Source organism: Nocardioides sp. P4_G4 (assembly GCF_056401085.1).
Genome location: NZ_JBFUKA010000101.1, coordinates 1 through 13,570 on the forward strand (window position 1 = coordinate 1; position 13,570 = coordinate 13,570).

14 protein-coding genes are annotated in these 13,570 nt (G+C 72.5%); 7 read left to right on the forward strand and 7 right to left on the reverse strand.

What is annotated here, in order from left to right; translation table 11 throughout:
* From AC1DQF_RS18845 to pdhA, 3 genes are all read right to left on the reverse strand, one after another.
* Positions 1-686: biotin/lipoyl-containing protein (locus AC1DQF_RS18845; protein WP_477526762.1), on the reverse strand; the 686-nt coding region annotated here is incomplete at its 3' end.
* On the reverse strand, positions 686-1,672 hold the full coding sequence (locus AC1DQF_RS18850; protein ID WP_477526763.1) for an alpha-ketoacid dehydrogenase subunit beta: 987 nt from the start codon (positions 1,670-1,672) through the stop codon (positions 686-688). The genes AC1DQF_RS18845 and AC1DQF_RS18850, both read right to left, overlap by 1 nt.
* Positions 1,672-2,826 carry a pyruvate dehydrogenase (acetyl-transferring) E1 component subunit alpha gene (pdhA, locus tag AC1DQF_RS18855; RefSeq protein WP_477526764.1) on the reverse strand — a complete coding sequence of 385 codons (1,155 nt, stop codon included), beginning with the start codon at positions 2,824-2,826 and terminating at the stop codon, positions 1,672-1,674. The genes AC1DQF_RS18850 and pdhA overlap by 1 nt, the downstream gene beginning before the upstream one ends.
* Positions 2,827-2,993: 167 nt before the next feature.
* On the opposite strand from pdhA, the gene AC1DQF_RS18860 reads away from it, so the two are divergent.
* Together AC1DQF_RS18860 and AC1DQF_RS18865 are read left to right on the forward strand one after the other, a co-directional pair.
* Positions 2,994-4,055 (forward strand): family 43 glycosylhydrolase, encoded by a 1,062-nt coding sequence (locus AC1DQF_RS18860; RefSeq protein WP_477526765.1) that lies wholly within the window; start codon positions 2,994-2,996, stop codon positions 4,053-4,055.
* A 95-nt stretch (positions 4,056-4,150) separates the two neighbouring features.
* The gene (locus AC1DQF_RS18865) at positions 4,151-5,395 is read left to right on the forward strand and encodes a family 43 glycosylhydrolase (RefSeq protein ID WP_477526766.1); all 1,245 of its coding nucleotides are present in this window, start codon (positions 4,151-4,153) and stop codon (positions 5,393-5,395) included.
* Between the two features lie 226 nt (positions 5,396-5,621).
* Here the strand turns inward: AC1DQF_RS18865 and AC1DQF_RS18870 are convergent, their stop codons facing one another.
* A complete protein-coding gene (locus tag AC1DQF_RS18870; RefSeq protein ID WP_477526767.1) occupies positions 5,622-6,584 on the reverse strand; it encodes a glutathione S-transferase C-terminal domain-containing protein in 963 nt (320 codons plus the stop codon).
* 140 nt (positions 6,585-6,724) lie between these two features.
* Between AC1DQF_RS18870 and AC1DQF_RS18875 the strand changes: the two genes are divergently transcribed.
* Positions 6,725-7,285: an ArsR/SmtB family transcription factor gene (locus AC1DQF_RS18875; RefSeq protein ID WP_477526768.1), complete on the forward strand. Its 561-nt coding sequence runs from the start codon at positions 6,725-6,727 to the stop codon at positions 7,283-7,285.
* Complete coding sequence (locus tag AC1DQF_RS18880; RefSeq protein WP_477526769.1) at positions 7,282-8,577, forward strand: MFS transporter; 1,296 nt, start codon at positions 7,282-7,284, stop codon at positions 8,575-8,577. The genes AC1DQF_RS18875 and AC1DQF_RS18880 overlap by 4 nt, the downstream gene beginning before the upstream one ends.
* Before the next feature lie 90 nt (positions 8,578-8,667).
* Here the strand turns inward: AC1DQF_RS18880 and hisC are convergent, their stop codons facing one another.
* From hisC to AC1DQF_RS18895, 3 genes are read right to left on the reverse strand one after another with little or no spacing between them, the layout of a single operon-like run.
* A complete protein-coding gene (gene hisC / locus AC1DQF_RS18885; protein ID WP_477526770.1) occupies positions 8,668-9,756 on the reverse strand; it encodes a histidinol-phosphate transaminase in 1,089 nt (362 codons plus the stop codon).
* 10 nt (positions 9,757-9,766) lie between these two features.
* Positions 9,767-10,336 (reverse strand): VanZ family protein, encoded by a 570-nt coding sequence (locus AC1DQF_RS18890; RefSeq protein WP_477526771.1) that lies wholly within the window; start codon positions 10,334-10,336, stop codon positions 9,767-9,769.
* A gap of 9 nt (positions 10,337-10,345) precedes the next feature.
* The gene (locus AC1DQF_RS18895) at positions 10,346-10,954 is read right to left on the reverse strand and encodes a TetR/AcrR family transcriptional regulator (protein WP_477526772.1); all 609 of its coding nucleotides are present in this window, start codon (positions 10,952-10,954) and stop codon (positions 10,346-10,348) included.
* 78 nt (positions 10,955-11,032) lie between these two features.
* Between AC1DQF_RS18895 and AC1DQF_RS18900 the strand changes: the two genes are divergently transcribed.
* Genes AC1DQF_RS18900 through AC1DQF_RS18910 form a run of 3 tightly spaced genes read left to right on the forward strand, consistent with a single transcriptional unit; the run spans position 11,033 to position 13,431 of the window.
* The gene (locus AC1DQF_RS18900; protein ID WP_477526773.1) at positions 11,033-12,511 is read left to right on the forward strand and encodes a carotenoid oxygenase family protein; all 1,479 of its coding nucleotides are present in this window, start codon (positions 11,033-11,035) and stop codon (positions 12,509-12,511) included.
* Between the two features lie 42 nt (positions 12,512-12,553).
* A complete protein-coding gene (locus AC1DQF_RS18905) occupies positions 12,554-12,925 on the forward strand; it encodes a phage holin family protein (protein ID WP_477526774.1) in 372 nt (123 codons plus the stop codon).
* Complete coding sequence (locus AC1DQF_RS18910; protein ID WP_477526775.1) at positions 12,925-13,431, forward strand: low molecular weight protein-tyrosine-phosphatase; 507 nt, start codon at positions 12,925-12,927, stop codon at positions 13,429-13,431. Before AC1DQF_RS18905 ends, AC1DQF_RS18910 begins: the two co-directional genes overlap by 1 nt.
* Positions 13,432-13,570 lie beyond the last annotated feature (139 nt).

The following is a 13,570-nucleotide window of genomic DNA, read 5'->3' on the forward strand; positions in this document are numbered from 1 at the left end:
TCCTTGGCCAGCTTGCGCACCGGCGGCTTGGCCAGCGCGCGAACGTCGGCGCTGGGCGTCTGGGCCGAGGCGGGCACCAGCGCGGGAGCCGGATCGGCGGCCGGGACCGGCGCCGCGGAGGTGGCGGGCACGGTGGGCTCGTCGACGGCGGCGACCTCGTCGGTCTGCGCCCCGCCGGGCGCGAACGCGCCCTGGAGCTGCAGCTGGGTCTGGGCACCGGCCGCGGTGGCCGGCGTGGCCGACCCCTTGCGGGCGCGGCGCTGCGGACCGCGCTCGGCCKTGTTGCGACCGACCAGCGACTCGCCCTCGCCGCCGCCGGAGGCGGCCGGGTTGGAGAGGTCCATGTCGGAGAGGTCCACCGCGGCGGCCTTCTGGGCCATCCCGAGGTAGGGGTCCGACTCTGTCTGCGGGGCCGCGGGGGCCGGCGCCGCCGCGGCCGCGGCGGCCTCCTCGGCCGAGCCGATGGAGATGATCGGCGTACCGACGTCCACCATCTCGCCCTCGGAGACCATCAGCGCGAGCACCGTGCCGGCGTACGGCGACGGCAGCTCGACGATCGACTTGGCGGTCTCGATCTCGACGATGATGTCGTTGATCTCGATGGAGTCGCCGGCCTTGACCTTCCACGACACGATCTCGGCCTCGGTGAGGCCCTCGCCCACGTCGGGCAGCTTGAACTCGCTCATCAGAACTCCATGCTCCGGTCGACGGCGTCCAGGACCCGGTCGAGGTCGGGGAGCCACTCCTCCTCGATCCGCGACGGCGGGTAGGGGGTGTCGAAGCCGCCGACGCGCAGCACCGGCGCCTCCAGGGAGTAGAAGCACTCCTCGGTGATGCGGGCCGAGAGCTCGGCGCCCATGCCGAGGTTGACGTGCGCCTCGTGGACGACGACGGCACGACCGGTGCGGCGTACGGACTCGAAGACCGGCGCCATGTCGAGCGGCGAGAGGGTGCGCAGGTCGATGACCTCGACGTTCTTGCCCTCGGTCGCGGCGGCCTCCGCGGCCTTCAGCGCGGTCTTGACGGTCGGGCCGTAGGCCAGCAGCGTCGCGTCCGAGCCGGCACGCACGGTGCGCGAGGTGAAGAGCGGGGCGGGGGTCGCCGACTCGTCGAGCTCGGCCTTGTCGGCGTGGTACTGCCGCTTGGGCTCGAGGAAGATGACCGGGTCGTCGCACGCGATGGCCTGCTGGATCATCCAGTAGCCGTCGATCGGGTTGGAGCACGCGACCACCTTGAGGCCGGGCGTGTGCGCGAACTGCGCCTCCGGCGACTCCGAGTGGTGCTCGACCGCACCGATGCCGCCGCCGAACGGGATGCGGATGACCATCGGCATCTTCGACTTGCCCTGCGACCGGAAGGTCATCTTGGCGACCTGGCACACGATCTGGTCGTACGCCGGGTAGACGAAGCCGTCGAACTGGATCTCCACGACGGGGCGGTAGCCGCGCAGCGCCATGCCGACCGCGGTGCCGACGATGCCGGACTCGGCCAGCGGCGAGTCGATGACCCGGTCCTCGCCGAAGTCCTTCTGCAGGCCGTCGGTGATCCGGAAGACGCCGCCGAGCTTGCCGACGTCCTCACCCATGATGAGGACCTTGGGGTCGTCCTCCATGGCCTTGCGCAGGCCCATGTTGAGGCCCTTGGCCAGGGTGATCTTCTGCGTCGTGCTCATCAGTGCGACTCCTCAAAGCTCGCGAGGTACGCCGCGTAGCCGTCGCGCTGGGCGGCGAGCTCGTCGGTCATCTCGGTGTAGACGTGGTCGAAGACGCTCATCGGCTGCGGGTCCGGCAGCGCCTTGCACCCCTCACGGAGGTGGTGGCCGAGCTCGTCGGCCTCGGCCTTGAGGTCCGCGAAGTACTGGTCGTCGACCAGGCCGTTGCGGCGCATGTAGACCTCGAGGCGGGCGATCGGGTCCTTGAGCTTCCAGTGCTCGAGGTCGTCGCTCATCCGGTAGCGGGTCGGGTCGTCGGTGGTGGTGTGCGCACCCATCCGGTAGGTGTACGCCTCGACCAGGGTCGGGCCCTGGCCGTCACGGGCGCGCTGCAGCGCCGCCTGCGTCACGGCGTACGTCGCGAGGACGTCGTTGCCGTCGACGCGGACGCCGGGGAAGCCGAAGCCGAGCGCGCGCTGGTAGAGCGGGATCCGCGTCTGGCGCTCGATGGGCTCGGAGATGGCCCACTGGTTGTTCTGGCAGAAGAACACGACGGGCGCGTTGTAGGACGCCGCGAAGATGAAGCCCTCGTTGACGTCGCCCTGCGAGGACGCACCGTCACCGAAGTGAGCGATCACGGCCGCGTCGCGGTCCGGGTCGCCGGTGCCGACGACGCCGTCGCGCTGCATGCCCATGGCGTAGCCGGTGGCGTGCAGCACCTGGGCGCCGATGACGATCGTGTAGAGGCCGAAGTTGTTGTCCTTCGGGTCCCACGCGCCCTGGTCGACGCCACGGAACAGGCCGAGGAGGTCGAGCGGGTCGATGCCGCGGCAGTAGGCGACGCCGTGCTCGCGGTAGGTCGGGAAGACGTAGTCCTGCGGGCGCAGGGCGCGGCCGGCGCCGATCTGCGCGGCCTCCTGGCCGAGCAGCTGGGCCCAGATGCCGAGCTCGCCGTGCCTCTGGAGCGCGGTGGCCTCGGTGTCGATGCGCCGCGTGAGGACCATGTCGCGGTGGAATCCGCGCAGCTCCTCCGCGGAGAAGTCGTGGTCGAACTCGGCGTGGTGGACGCGCTCACCCTCCGGGGTCAGCAGCTGGACGAGCTCGGGTCCGCCGTCCTGCTGGCTGGGTCCGAAGACCTCCACCAGGTCGGGGCCAAATCCTCCGGGGTCGCTCATGGCACTCCTTCGTGCGGCTAGCGGCGTCTCGGGGTCACCGGGATCGCCGACGGCTCGGTGTGGTCGCCGGCGTGTGTGACCCCGACCACATGGTGCCCGCACGGTATCGAGCAGGCCAGCACCGGCGCCAATCGGGCCCTGCCGGAAGGGCGTGCTTGGATCTCCCGGTGCTGCCCTCCCTGACCATCTCGCGGGTCGTCCCCCTGGTCGTCCTCCTCGGCCTCCTCGTCGGCCCGCTGCCCGCCGGGATCGCGGTCTCCCCCGCCGCTGCGGCCGGTCCGGGCCGGCCGCAGCCGGTACTGACCGGCGACTTCGCCGACCCGGCGGTCGCGGTCCTCGGATCGGGGTACGTCGGCTTCTCCACCGGGAGCCTCGTCCCACGGGCCGTCTCGGACCGGCCCCGCGGCGCGTGGCGGGCCGCCGGGCGCGGGCTGGTGCGGCTCCCGTCCTGGGCGCACGCCGACGGCGACGTCTGGGCCTCCGACGTGGCCCGGGTCGACGGCTGGTGGCTGCTCTACTTCGCCGCCCCGGTGCGGGGGATCGGCGAGTACGGCCGCTGCATCGGGGTCGCCCGCTCGCGCACGGCGCTCGGAGGGTTCGTGCCGGTGGGCGGCCGGCCGCTGGTCTGCCCGTCGTACGCCATGGCTCCCTCGGCCGGCGACGACGTGCCGCAGCCGGACCGGTCGCTGCCGCGGGCCGGGGTGATCGACCCGTCCCTGTACGTCGAGGACGGGCGGCCCTACCTGCTCTACAAGACCGACCGCATCCCCTCCTCGATCCGGGTCGTGCCGCTGAGCCGGTCCGGCATCCGGGTCGCGGCCCCGTCGGTCGAGCTCTTCCGCCACGACGGCGTCCTGGAGAACCCGGTCGTCGTACGACGTCCCGAGGGCTACGTGATGCTGCTGTCGCAGGGCGACTTCGGGCGCTGCTCCTACCGGACGGTCTGGCGCCGGTCGGCCTCGCTGCTCGACTGGACCGCCGCCGAGGAGGGTGTGCTGCTCGACCGGGGGACCACCGGCCTGTGCGGTCCGGGGGGCGCCGACGTGAGCGGCGTGCCCCGGGGGTCGCGGCTGCGGCTGTTCCTGCATGCGTGGACGTGCGAGCGCCGGCCCTGCCCGTCGGGCGTGGACCTGGTCAAGAAGCGGCCCCGGCTGGGCTCGCGCCGCCCGATGTACGCCGCCGACCTGGCGTGGCCGGGCGGCATCCCGACGGTGGCGACCTGGCGCTGACCCGCGCGGGAGTTGCGCGGCCCTGGGGCTCCCGGGGTATCAAGGTTCTGGCTGCATCTCCGGCCGCATCTCCGGCCATGAGGGGGACCTTCCACATGTCACGACACCTGACCCGCTGGACCGGCGCGCTCGCCGCCCTGCTCGTGGTGCCGGCGCTGCTCGCCGTACCGGGGTCGCCGACCGCGTCGGCGGACCGTCCGGACGCGTCGCACCCGGGGAAGGCCGTACGTGCCGCGGTGGCCCCGCGACCGCTCATCTGGGACCGCGACTTCGGCGACCCGAGCGTGGTCCGCGACGGCGAGCACTGGTACGGCGCCGCCACCGGCTTCCGCGGCCGCGCGGCGCGCTCGGACTACGACTGGGGCAACTGGGGACGCGGCGGCGACGTGCTCAACGGTCGCCCGACCTGGGCCAAGTTCGCCGGCGTGTGGGGCCCGGAGATCGAGCAGGCCCCGTCCGGCTACGTCGCCTACTTCACGATGCCCTCGTCCGGGCTCCCCCACGACCAGGACCGCTGCATCGGCGTGGCCACCGCGCCGGACCTGACGTCCACGTTCACCGTGCTGGGCAACAAGCCGCTCGTCTGCCCGGACTACGCGACCACCACCCCGGCCTTCGACACCGTCCCGGGCCGCGTCGGCCTGCCGCGACGCGGGGTCATCGACCCCTCGTCGTACATCGCCCCGGACGGTCGCCGGTTCCTGATGTACCGCACGCAGGGCACCCCGTCGACTATCCGGATGATCCGGCTCAACCCGGCCGGCACCGCGACCTTCGGGCACAGCCGCGAGCTGATCCGCGACAGTGGGGTGCTGGAGAACCCGGTGATGGTCCGGCACGGCGACTGGCACTACCTGATCACCTCCCGCGGCGACTACGGCGACTGCCGCTACCGCACGATCTGGCGCCGCTCGGCGTTCCGCAGTCAGGGCTGGCAGGGCACCCGCGGCCACGCGCTGCTCAACCGCCGCAACACCGGCGTGTGCGGGCCCGGTGGTGCCGACTACGTCACCGAGACCGACACCGCGGCCAACCGGATGTTCTTCCACGGCTGGGTCTGCAAGGGCACCAACCTGCCCTGCTACCAGTCGTACCAGGGCCACCAGGACTACGAGGACGTCGGCAAGCGCGCCCTGTACGCCGTCCGGCTGAGGTGGACGAAGGACGGTCCGTCGATCGCGGCGTTCGTCCAGGGGCCGGTGCCTCCGCCCCCGGTCACCGAGACCCCCACGCCCACCCCGGCTCCGACCGAGACGCCGACGCCGACCGAGCCGCCGACCGGGACGCCCACACCGACACCCACACCGACCGGGACGCCGACCCCCACACCGACCCCCTGAGCCGACCGGGCAGTTCCGCGCGTCTCACGACCGCGTCATCCCGGAGCGGTGAGTGAGCCACATTCCCTCGCTGCGGAATGTGGCTGGTCGACCTCCCGCGCGGCGTGTCCACCCCGACACGCCGACCGGCGGTCACGGCGCCACAATTGCTCGTCCAGGAATGTGGCTGACTCACCGCTCCCGCATCGGCCCGAAACTGGCCCGGAAGTGCCCGCTCACATGAAGGTCAGCCCCGTCCGTGCGGCTCCAGCCAGACGTCCGGGTCGGGCCCCTGGGGCACGATGCGGGTGGGGTTCACGTCGGTGTGCACGACGTAGTAGTGCTTCTTGATCTGGTCGAAGTCGATCGTCTCGCCGAAGCCCGGGGTCTGGAAGAGGTCGCGGGCGTAGCCCCACAGGGCCGGCATCTCGGTGAGCTTGACCCGGTTGCACTTGAAGTGGCCGTGGTAGACCGCGTCGAAGCGGGCCAGCGTCGTGAACAGCCGTACGTCAGCCTCGGTGATCGCATCGCCCATCAGGTAGCGACGGTCCGTCAGCCGTTCCTCGAGCCAGTCCATCGCGACCCAGAGGCGGTCGTAGCCCTCGTCGTACGCCTCCTGCGAGCCGGCGAACCCGCAGCGGTACACGCCGTTGTTGACCTCGGTGAAGACCCGCTTCATCACGGTCTCCATCTCGTCGCGGACGTCGGCCGGCCAGAGGTCGGGGCCGTCGGGACGGTGGTGCTCGCGCCACTCGAAGAACAGGTCGTGGGTGATCTGCGGGAAGTCGTTGGTGACCACGGCGCGCGACTCGATGTCGACCATCGCGGGGACCGTGATGCCCTTCGGGTAGTCGGGCACCCGGTTGAGGTAGGCCTCCTGCAGGTGCGTCATGCCGAGCACCGGGTCGCGGCCGTCGGGGTCGAGGTCGAAGGTCCAGCTGCGCTGGTCGTGGGTCGGCCCGGGCGCTCCCCACGAGATCACGTCCTCGAGACCGAGCAGGTTGCGCACGATGATGGCGCGGTTGGCCCAGGGGCACGCCTTCGCGGCGACGAGCCGGTAGCGACCCGGCTCCACCGGCCAGACCTGGACGTCCTGCGGTCCCCGGTCCTGCGGGTCGGCCGACCGTCCACCCGCGAGGATCCGGTCGCTGATGTAGTCCATGTCGCGCTCGAAGGGCTTGCCCTTCGAGGTGTACGTCGTGTCGCCCATGCCGCGTCTCCCGATCGATCGTTGCCGTCTCAACCATCCTGTCACGGAGCCCAGACCCGGCACCTCCGTCGTCCCGCCGCACGAACACCGACTGCAAAGAAGTGCTTGCAAAGGACTCTTTGCAGTCCTACGCTGACGCCATGCCCTCCTCGATCTCCCCCGACATCGCCGGCCTCCGCGCCCTGAGCCACCCTGTCCGGCTCCGGATGCTGGGCCTGCTGCGCACCGAGGGCCCGGCCACCGCCACGTCGCTGGCCCAGCGCCTGGGTCTCAACACCGGCGCCACGTCCTACCACCTGCGCCAGCTCGCCCAGCACGGCTTCATCGAGGACGACCCCGAGCGCGGCACCGGTCGCGACAGGTGGTGGCGGGCCGCGCACGACGCCACCCGCACCGACTTCCAGGGCGAGGGCGCGAGCGACGAGGACGTCGAGGCCTATCTGGCGACCGTCGCCCTCCTGTACGGCGACCGGTTGCGCGCCGCGGTCGCGGAGCGGCAGTTCCTGCCCCAGGAGTGGCGCTCGATCGGTACCCTCAGCGACTGGGAGATCCGCCTCAGCCCCGCCCGGGCGGACGCCCTCGTCCAAGCCCTCGTGGCGGTCATCGAGGACGCGCAGGACTCCGACGACCCCGACGCCGCCCCCTTCGCCGTCAACCTCAACGCCTTCCCGCGCCCGGGCGCCCTCGGACCCGAGTCATGAGCACTGCGACCACGGTCGTGACCCGCCGCGCACCCCTGGTCGGCGGCCTCACCGCCGAAGGCATCTCCTACGTCGGCACCCGGGTCTCGATGATCGCGATCCCGTGGTTCGTGCTGTCGACGACCGGGTCGGCCACCCAGACCGGGCTGGTGGCGGCGGCCGAGATCACCCCGCTCGTCCTCTTCAAGGCCCTCGGCGGGCCCCTGCTGGACCGGGTCGGGCCCCGCCGGGTGACGCTGGCCTGCGACCTGGGATCGGCGCTCGTCGTGGGTGCCGTCCCGCTGCTGCACCACCTCGGGATGCTGTCCTTCCCCGTGCTCCTGGTGCTCGTCGCCCTGGCGGGCGCCCTGCGCGGGCCCGGTGACGCGGGCAAGGCGGCCATGACTCCCGAGATCGCACGGGTCGCCGGCGTCTCCCTGGAGCGGGTCACCGGCCTCGCGGGTGCCGTCGAGCGCACCTCGTCGATGGCCGGCGCCGCCCTGGCCGGCCTCCTGGTCGCCGGGGTGGGCGCCGCCGAGGCGTTGTACGTCGACGCCGCGTCCTTCGTGGTGTCCTTCGCTGTCTTCGCGCTCTCGACCACCGGGATGGGTCGTCCGGTGCCGCGACCCGATCGACCCGAGTCGTCGGGCGACACCGACGACGAGGACGCGACGTCGTACCTCACCGAGCTCCGGCAGGGCTGGGACTTCCTGCGGACGGAGCCGGTGCTGGTCGCGATCTGCGCGATGGTGGCGGTGACCAACCTGGTGGACCAGGCCTACGTCACGGTGCTCGCCCCGGTCTGGGCGAAGGAGTCCGGCGCCGGGGTCGAGGTGCTGGGCGCGATGTTCGCGGCCTTCAGCGCGGCCTCGGTGCTCGGCGCGCTGGCCGCCGCACGCTGGGGTGAGACGCTGCCCCGCTACCGGACCTATGTGGTGATGTTCCTCATCGCGGGGGCGCCGCGCTTCGTCGTGATGGCGGTGGAGTCGCCGGTGTGGGCGGTCTTCGCGGTCACGATCGTGGCGGGGGCCGCGGCGGGCTTCCTCAACCCCATCCTGGGCGCGGTGATCCTGGAACGGATCCCGGCCCCGCTGATGGGCCGGGTCTCGTCGCTCAACACCGCCATCTGCTGGTCGCTCATGCCGCTCGGCGGCATCCTGGGCGGGATTGCCGTGGCCACCCTCGGCCTCTCACCGGCCCTGCTGCTGGCCGGGGCGGCGTACTTCGTCACCACCATGGCGCCGACGCGGGTGCCGTCGTTCCGGGCGATGGACCGGGAGCCGCGGAACCCCTCCGTCAAAGTCCCCGCCTGAGCGGGGACTCCCGCGCTGTGTGACGGTTGCAACCGTCACTCAGCGCCAGACTCGCCGACACAGTCCACAGGAACGAGGCCGCCGGAACCCTCAGCGCGGGAAGGTCCGCGCGAGCTCGAGCAGCCGGTCGTTGGCCTCGGTCTCCCCGATCGTCACCCGCGCGCCCTCGCCGGCGAAGGGCCGCACCACGATGCCGAGCTCGTCGGCCGCGGCCGCGAAGTCGCCGGTCCGCTCGCCGAGGCCGAACCACACGAAGTTGCCCTGCGCGTCCGGGACCTCCCACCCGGCGTCGCGGATCCCGGCCACCACGCGGACCCGCTCGGTCACCAGCGCGTCGACCCGCTCCAGCAGCTCGGGCTCGGCCTCCAGCGAGGCGATCGCCGCAGCCTGGGCCACCGACGAGACGCCGAAGGGCAGCGACACCGCCCGCAGCGCACCCGCGAGCGGCGCCTGCGCGATCGCGTAGCCGACCCGGAACCCGGCCAGGCCGTAGGCCTTGGAGAACGTGCGGGTCACGATCACGTTGGCGTGGGCGCGGTACGTCGCGACGCCGTCGACCGCGTCGTCCATCCGCACGAACTCGAGGTAGGCCTCGTCGACCACGACGACCACGTGCGAGGGGACCTTGGCCAGGAACGCGTCGAGGTCGGACTGCGACACCGCCGGCCCGGTGGGGTTGTTGGGCGTGCAGACGATGACCACCTTGGTGCGCTCGGTGACCGCCGCGGCCATCGCGTCGAGGTCGTGCCGGCCGTCGGCGAGCACCGGCACCCGGACGCTGGTGGCGTCGGCCACGGTGGCCGCGATCGGGTAGGCCTCGAACGAGCGCCAGGCGTAGACGACCTCGTCCCCGGGGTCGCAGAAGGCGTTGAGGAGCTGGTAGATCAGGGCCACGCTCCCCGTCGCCGCGGCGAGGTCGGACGTCGGGACGCCCAGCCGGGCCGACAGGGCGTCGTACAACGCGCTGTTGCCCATGTCCGGGTAGCGGTTCATCGCCTCCGCGGCGCGGGTCGCCGCCTCCACGACGCCGGGCAGCGGCGGGTAGGGGTTCTCGTTCGACGACAGCTTGTACGTCGTGAGGCCCTCGCGGGGCGTGGGCGGCTTGCCGGGCACGTACGTCGGGATCTCCGCGACGTTGCGGCGGGCCGAGGGGGGCGTGGGGCTGGACGGGGTGGACATGGCGAGCAGGTTAGCGCCGGCCGACGACAGCGGGGCGGCGGTAGCGCCACGGCCGCAGCACCAGGGCGAGCAGGACACCGAGGAGCCCGCCGAGGACGGCCCCCGCGACGTTGTCGACCATGTCGGTCACGTCGCAGGCGCGCCCGATGCGGGCCGCGGCGAGCTGGACCGTCTCGATGAACAGCGAGTAGAGCCCCAGCGCGGCGATCCCCAGCGGAGCGAGCACCCACCGGGTGCGCCAGCGCGCGACCGCCAGCACCCACAGGGCCCCGGCGGGCACGAAGACGGCGATGTTGAGCAGCCGCTGGCTTCCCGGGAGGAGCCAGAAGCCGTCGGGAGCCGGGCCGCCGTAGTCGAGCGAGCAGGTGGTCTGCGCCTCCTCGACCGGCACCACGCCGATCCCCCACTCCGCGGGGATGAGGGTGAGGATGCCGATGCAGACCACGGTCCAGCAGAACCCGGCGATGGCCACGGCCGTCACCGGACCGAGGCGCCCGCGCAGGAGCCGGGCGAGGCCGGCGAAGACCACCAGCGCGGCGAGGCAGCCCAGGAGCATCACGCCCGTCCCGCCGATCGTCACGCGAGGAGGCTAGCGAGCCGGGGGCGAGAGGGCGGCCAGCAGGTGGGCCAGCATCGGCCACAGCACGGTGCGCTCCGAGTCGTCGACCACCCGGTCCATGCCCGCCAGCTCGAGCATCACGTAGCCGTGCAGGGCGCTCCAGAACTGCGCGGCCACCGCGCGCGGGTCGCCGGCGAGCAGCACGCCCGCGTCCATGGCGCGCGCGGTGCCGGACACGATCTGGCCGAACGCGGCCGCCGCCACCTCGGGGTCGGCCCCGTGGCCGTGGAAGCCGCCGACGCTGACCGCGCCGAACATCACGCCGAAGAGGTGTCGGTTCTCCAGGGCGTTGTCGCGGTAGGCGCCCGCCATCCGCCGGAGGTCGTCGAGGGTGTCGTCCGAGCGCCCCACGGCATCCACGTGCTCGATGAGTCGGCGGAAGCCCTCGGTGGCCACGGCGTCGACCACACCCGCCATCGAGCCGTAGTGGGTGTAGACCGCCATCGTCGAGGTCCCCGCGGCACTCGCGAGCCGGCGCGCCGACAGCGACGAGGGGCCCTCCTCGTCCAATATCCGCGCGGCCTCCTCGAGCAGCCGCCGCTGCAGCTCGGAGGAGGCCGGGGCGGGATCGGTGCTCACCCTCGACATCGTGTCATAACGACGTTATGGTCAATCGATAACAGTGTTATCCGTCCCTCTTCCCGAGCCGAGACCGTCATGACCCTGACCCACACCCCGCCGACCACCAGCCGCTACCTCCGGGACAACTTCGCGCCCGTGACCGAGGAGCTCACGGCCGTCGACCTCGACGTGACCGGGACGCTGCCCGAGCACCTCGACGGTCGCTACCTGCGCATCGGCCCCAACCCGACCCACGAGCAGGGGCCGCACTTCCACTGGTTCCTCGGCGAGGGGATGGTGCACGGCGTCCACCTGCGCGACGGCCGGGCCCAGTGGTACCGCAACCGCTGGGTCCGCTCCGCCGACGTCGCCACCACGCTGGGCGAGCCGGTCAGGGGCACCCCCGCCGGGTCGGACTTCGCGGCCAACACCAACGTCCTGGAGCACGCCGGCCGGACGCTCGCGCTCGTCGAGGGCGGCTCCCCGCCGTACGAGCTGACCCACGAGCTCGACACCGTAGGGCCCTGCGACTTCGGCGGGACCCTGCCGAGCATCCCCGGCCGGCCCGGCTACACCGCGCACCCGCACGAGGACCCGGACACCGGCGAGCTGCACGCGATCTCCTACAGCTGGATGCGCGGCAACCGTGTCGACTACTCGGTGCTCGACACGACCGGACGGATCCGGCGGAGCGTGGACATCACGGTCCACGGCAGCCCGATGATGCACGACTTCGCCCTCACCGAGCGCCACGTGGTGGTGCTCGACCTGCCTGTCACCTTCGACCTCGCCGCGGCCACCTCGGACGTTCCCCGGGTGCTGCGCCCGCTCGTGCGGGGCGTGCTCGGACGGGTCGTCGGTCGCAACCCGGTGCCCGAGCCGATGATCGCCCGGGTCGCCCGCGGCTCCGGGGGCGGCGGCAGCTCTCCGCAGCTGCCCTACCGCTGGGACCCCGGCTACCCCGCCCGCATCGGCGTCCTGGCCCGGGACGCCGACGGCGACGCGATCCGCTGGTTCGACATCGACCCGTGCTTCGTCTTCCACACCCTCAACGCGTACGACGACGGGGACACCGTCGTCGTCGACGTGGTCAAGCACCCGCGGATGTTCGCCACCGTCCTCGACGGTCCGGACGAGGGCGCGGCCGTGCTCTCGCGCTTCACCCTCGACCTGGCCACCGGCCGGGCCCGCGAGGAGGGCTTCGACCAGCGGTCGCAGGAGTTCCCGCGCCACGACGAGCGACTGACCGGACGGCGCCACCGGTTCGGCTGGGCCGTCGGCTTCGAGGGAGGGCGCACGGGCGACACCGTGCTGCGCCACGACCTCGACGCCGGGCGCACCGACGTACGACGCCTCGGTGCCGGCCTCGAGGCCAGCGAGTTCTGCTTCGTCCCGACCCCCGGGAGCTCGACGGAGGGCGACGGGGTGCTCCTGGGCTACGTCTTCGACGCTGCCGAGGGCCGGTCGCACCTCCGCGTCCTCGACGCGGCGTCGCTCGAGGACGTCGCAGCCGTGCACCTGCCGGGCCGGGTGCCGGCAGGGTTCCACGGCAACTGGGCGCCGACGTCGGCCTGAGCGACCCGGGACCTGCTCCACCCCCGCCCCTACGCTGGCGGCATGAGGTTCGTGATCTGGCTGCTGACCACCGCGGGAGGGGTCGCCGTAGCGGCGTGGCTCCTCGACGGCATCTCCTTCGAGGGCGCCGACTGGCAGGACAAGGTGCTGCCGCTGCTGGGCGTCGCGCTGATCCTCGGCCTGGTGACCACCTTCATCAAGCCGGTGATCACGCTGCTCTCCCTCCCCTTCATCCTGCTCACCCTGGGCCTGCTGCTGCTCGTCATCAACGCCCTGATGCTGCTGCTCACCGCCCGCCTCGCCGACGCGTTCGACCTCGGCTTCACCGTCGACGGCTTCTGGGCCGCGGTCCTGGGCTCGGTGGTCATCACCCTCTCGACGTGGGCCATCGACGCGGTGGTGAACGACGGGTGATGGACCGCCTGCCCGCCCAGCACACCGACGGGCCCTACCGGATCGCCCTCGTGTGCCTCGGCAACATCTGCCGCTCCCCGATGGCCCACGTGGTGCTGGCCGACCACCTCGACCGAGCCGGCCTGGCCGCGAAGGTCGAGGTCAGCAGCGCCGGCACCGGTGGCTGGCACGTCGGGCGGCCGATGGACCCGCGGGCCGCGACCGCGCTGATCGGTGAGGGCTACGACCCGTCAGCCCACCGCGCCCGCCAGTACGACGACGGCTGGCTGGCGACCCACGACGCGGTCCTGGTGATGGACCTCGCCAACCTGGACGACGTCGGCCGGCACGAGCGGGTCGGCCTGTTCCGCGACTTCGACCCCGTCGGCCGAGGCGGGGAGGTACCGGACCCGTACTACGGTGGTGACGACGGATTCGGGGAGGTGCTGGCCATGGTGGAACGCACGAGTGCCGCGATCGTGGACGCGCTGCAGCGCCGGGACCGGACGGACGTCCCCACCCGATGACCCGTCAGCCCCTGGTCGCCCGCCGCGCCGAGGAGCTCCTCGGCGCTGCTGTGGTGGCTACGGCGCCGGTGGCCGGTGGCGACATCTCCACGGCCACCCGGCTGCGCCTGTCCAACGGCACCACCGCGCTCATGAAGAC

Excerpts from the sequence above, each read along its gene's own strand:
- AC1DQF_RS18850 (WP_477526763.1), bottom strand. The coding sequence starts at position 1,672 with ATGAGCACGACGCAGAAGATCACCCTGGCCAAGGGCCTCAACATGGGC.
- pdhA (WP_477526764.1), bottom strand. The coding sequence starts at position 2,826 with ATGAGCGACCCCGGAGGATTTGGCCCCGACCTGGTGGAGGTCTTCGGA.
- AC1DQF_RS18865 (WP_477526766.1), top strand. The coding sequence starts at position 4,151 with ATGTCACGACACCTGACCCGCTGGACCGGCGCGCTCGCCGCCCTGCTC.
- AC1DQF_RS18870 (WP_477526767.1), bottom strand. The coding sequence starts at position 6,584 with ATGGGCGACACGACGTACACCTCGAAGGGCAAGCCCTTCGAGCGCGAC.
- AC1DQF_RS18875 (WP_477526768.1), top strand. The coding sequence starts at position 6,725 with ATGCCCTCCTCGATCTCCCCCGACATCGCCGGCCTCCGCGCCCTGAGC.
- AC1DQF_RS18880 (WP_477526769.1), top strand. The coding sequence starts at position 7,282 with ATGAGCACTGCGACCACGGTCGTGACCCGCCGCGCACCCCTGGTCGGC.
- hisC (WP_477526770.1), bottom strand. The coding sequence starts at position 9,756 with ATGTCCACCCCGTCCAGCCCCACGCCCCCCTCGGCCCGCCGCAACGTC.
- AC1DQF_RS18900 (WP_477526773.1), top strand. The coding sequence starts at position 11,033 with ATGACCCTGACCCACACCCCGCCGACCACCAGCCGCTACCTCCGGGAC.
- AC1DQF_RS18905 (WP_477526774.1), top strand. The coding sequence starts at position 12,554 with ATGAGGTTCGTGATCTGGCTGCTGACCACCGCGGGAGGGGTCGCCGTA.
- AC1DQF_RS18910 (WP_477526775.1), top strand. The coding sequence starts at position 12,925 with ATGGACCGCCTGCCCGCCCAGCACACCGACGGGCCCTACCGGATCGCC.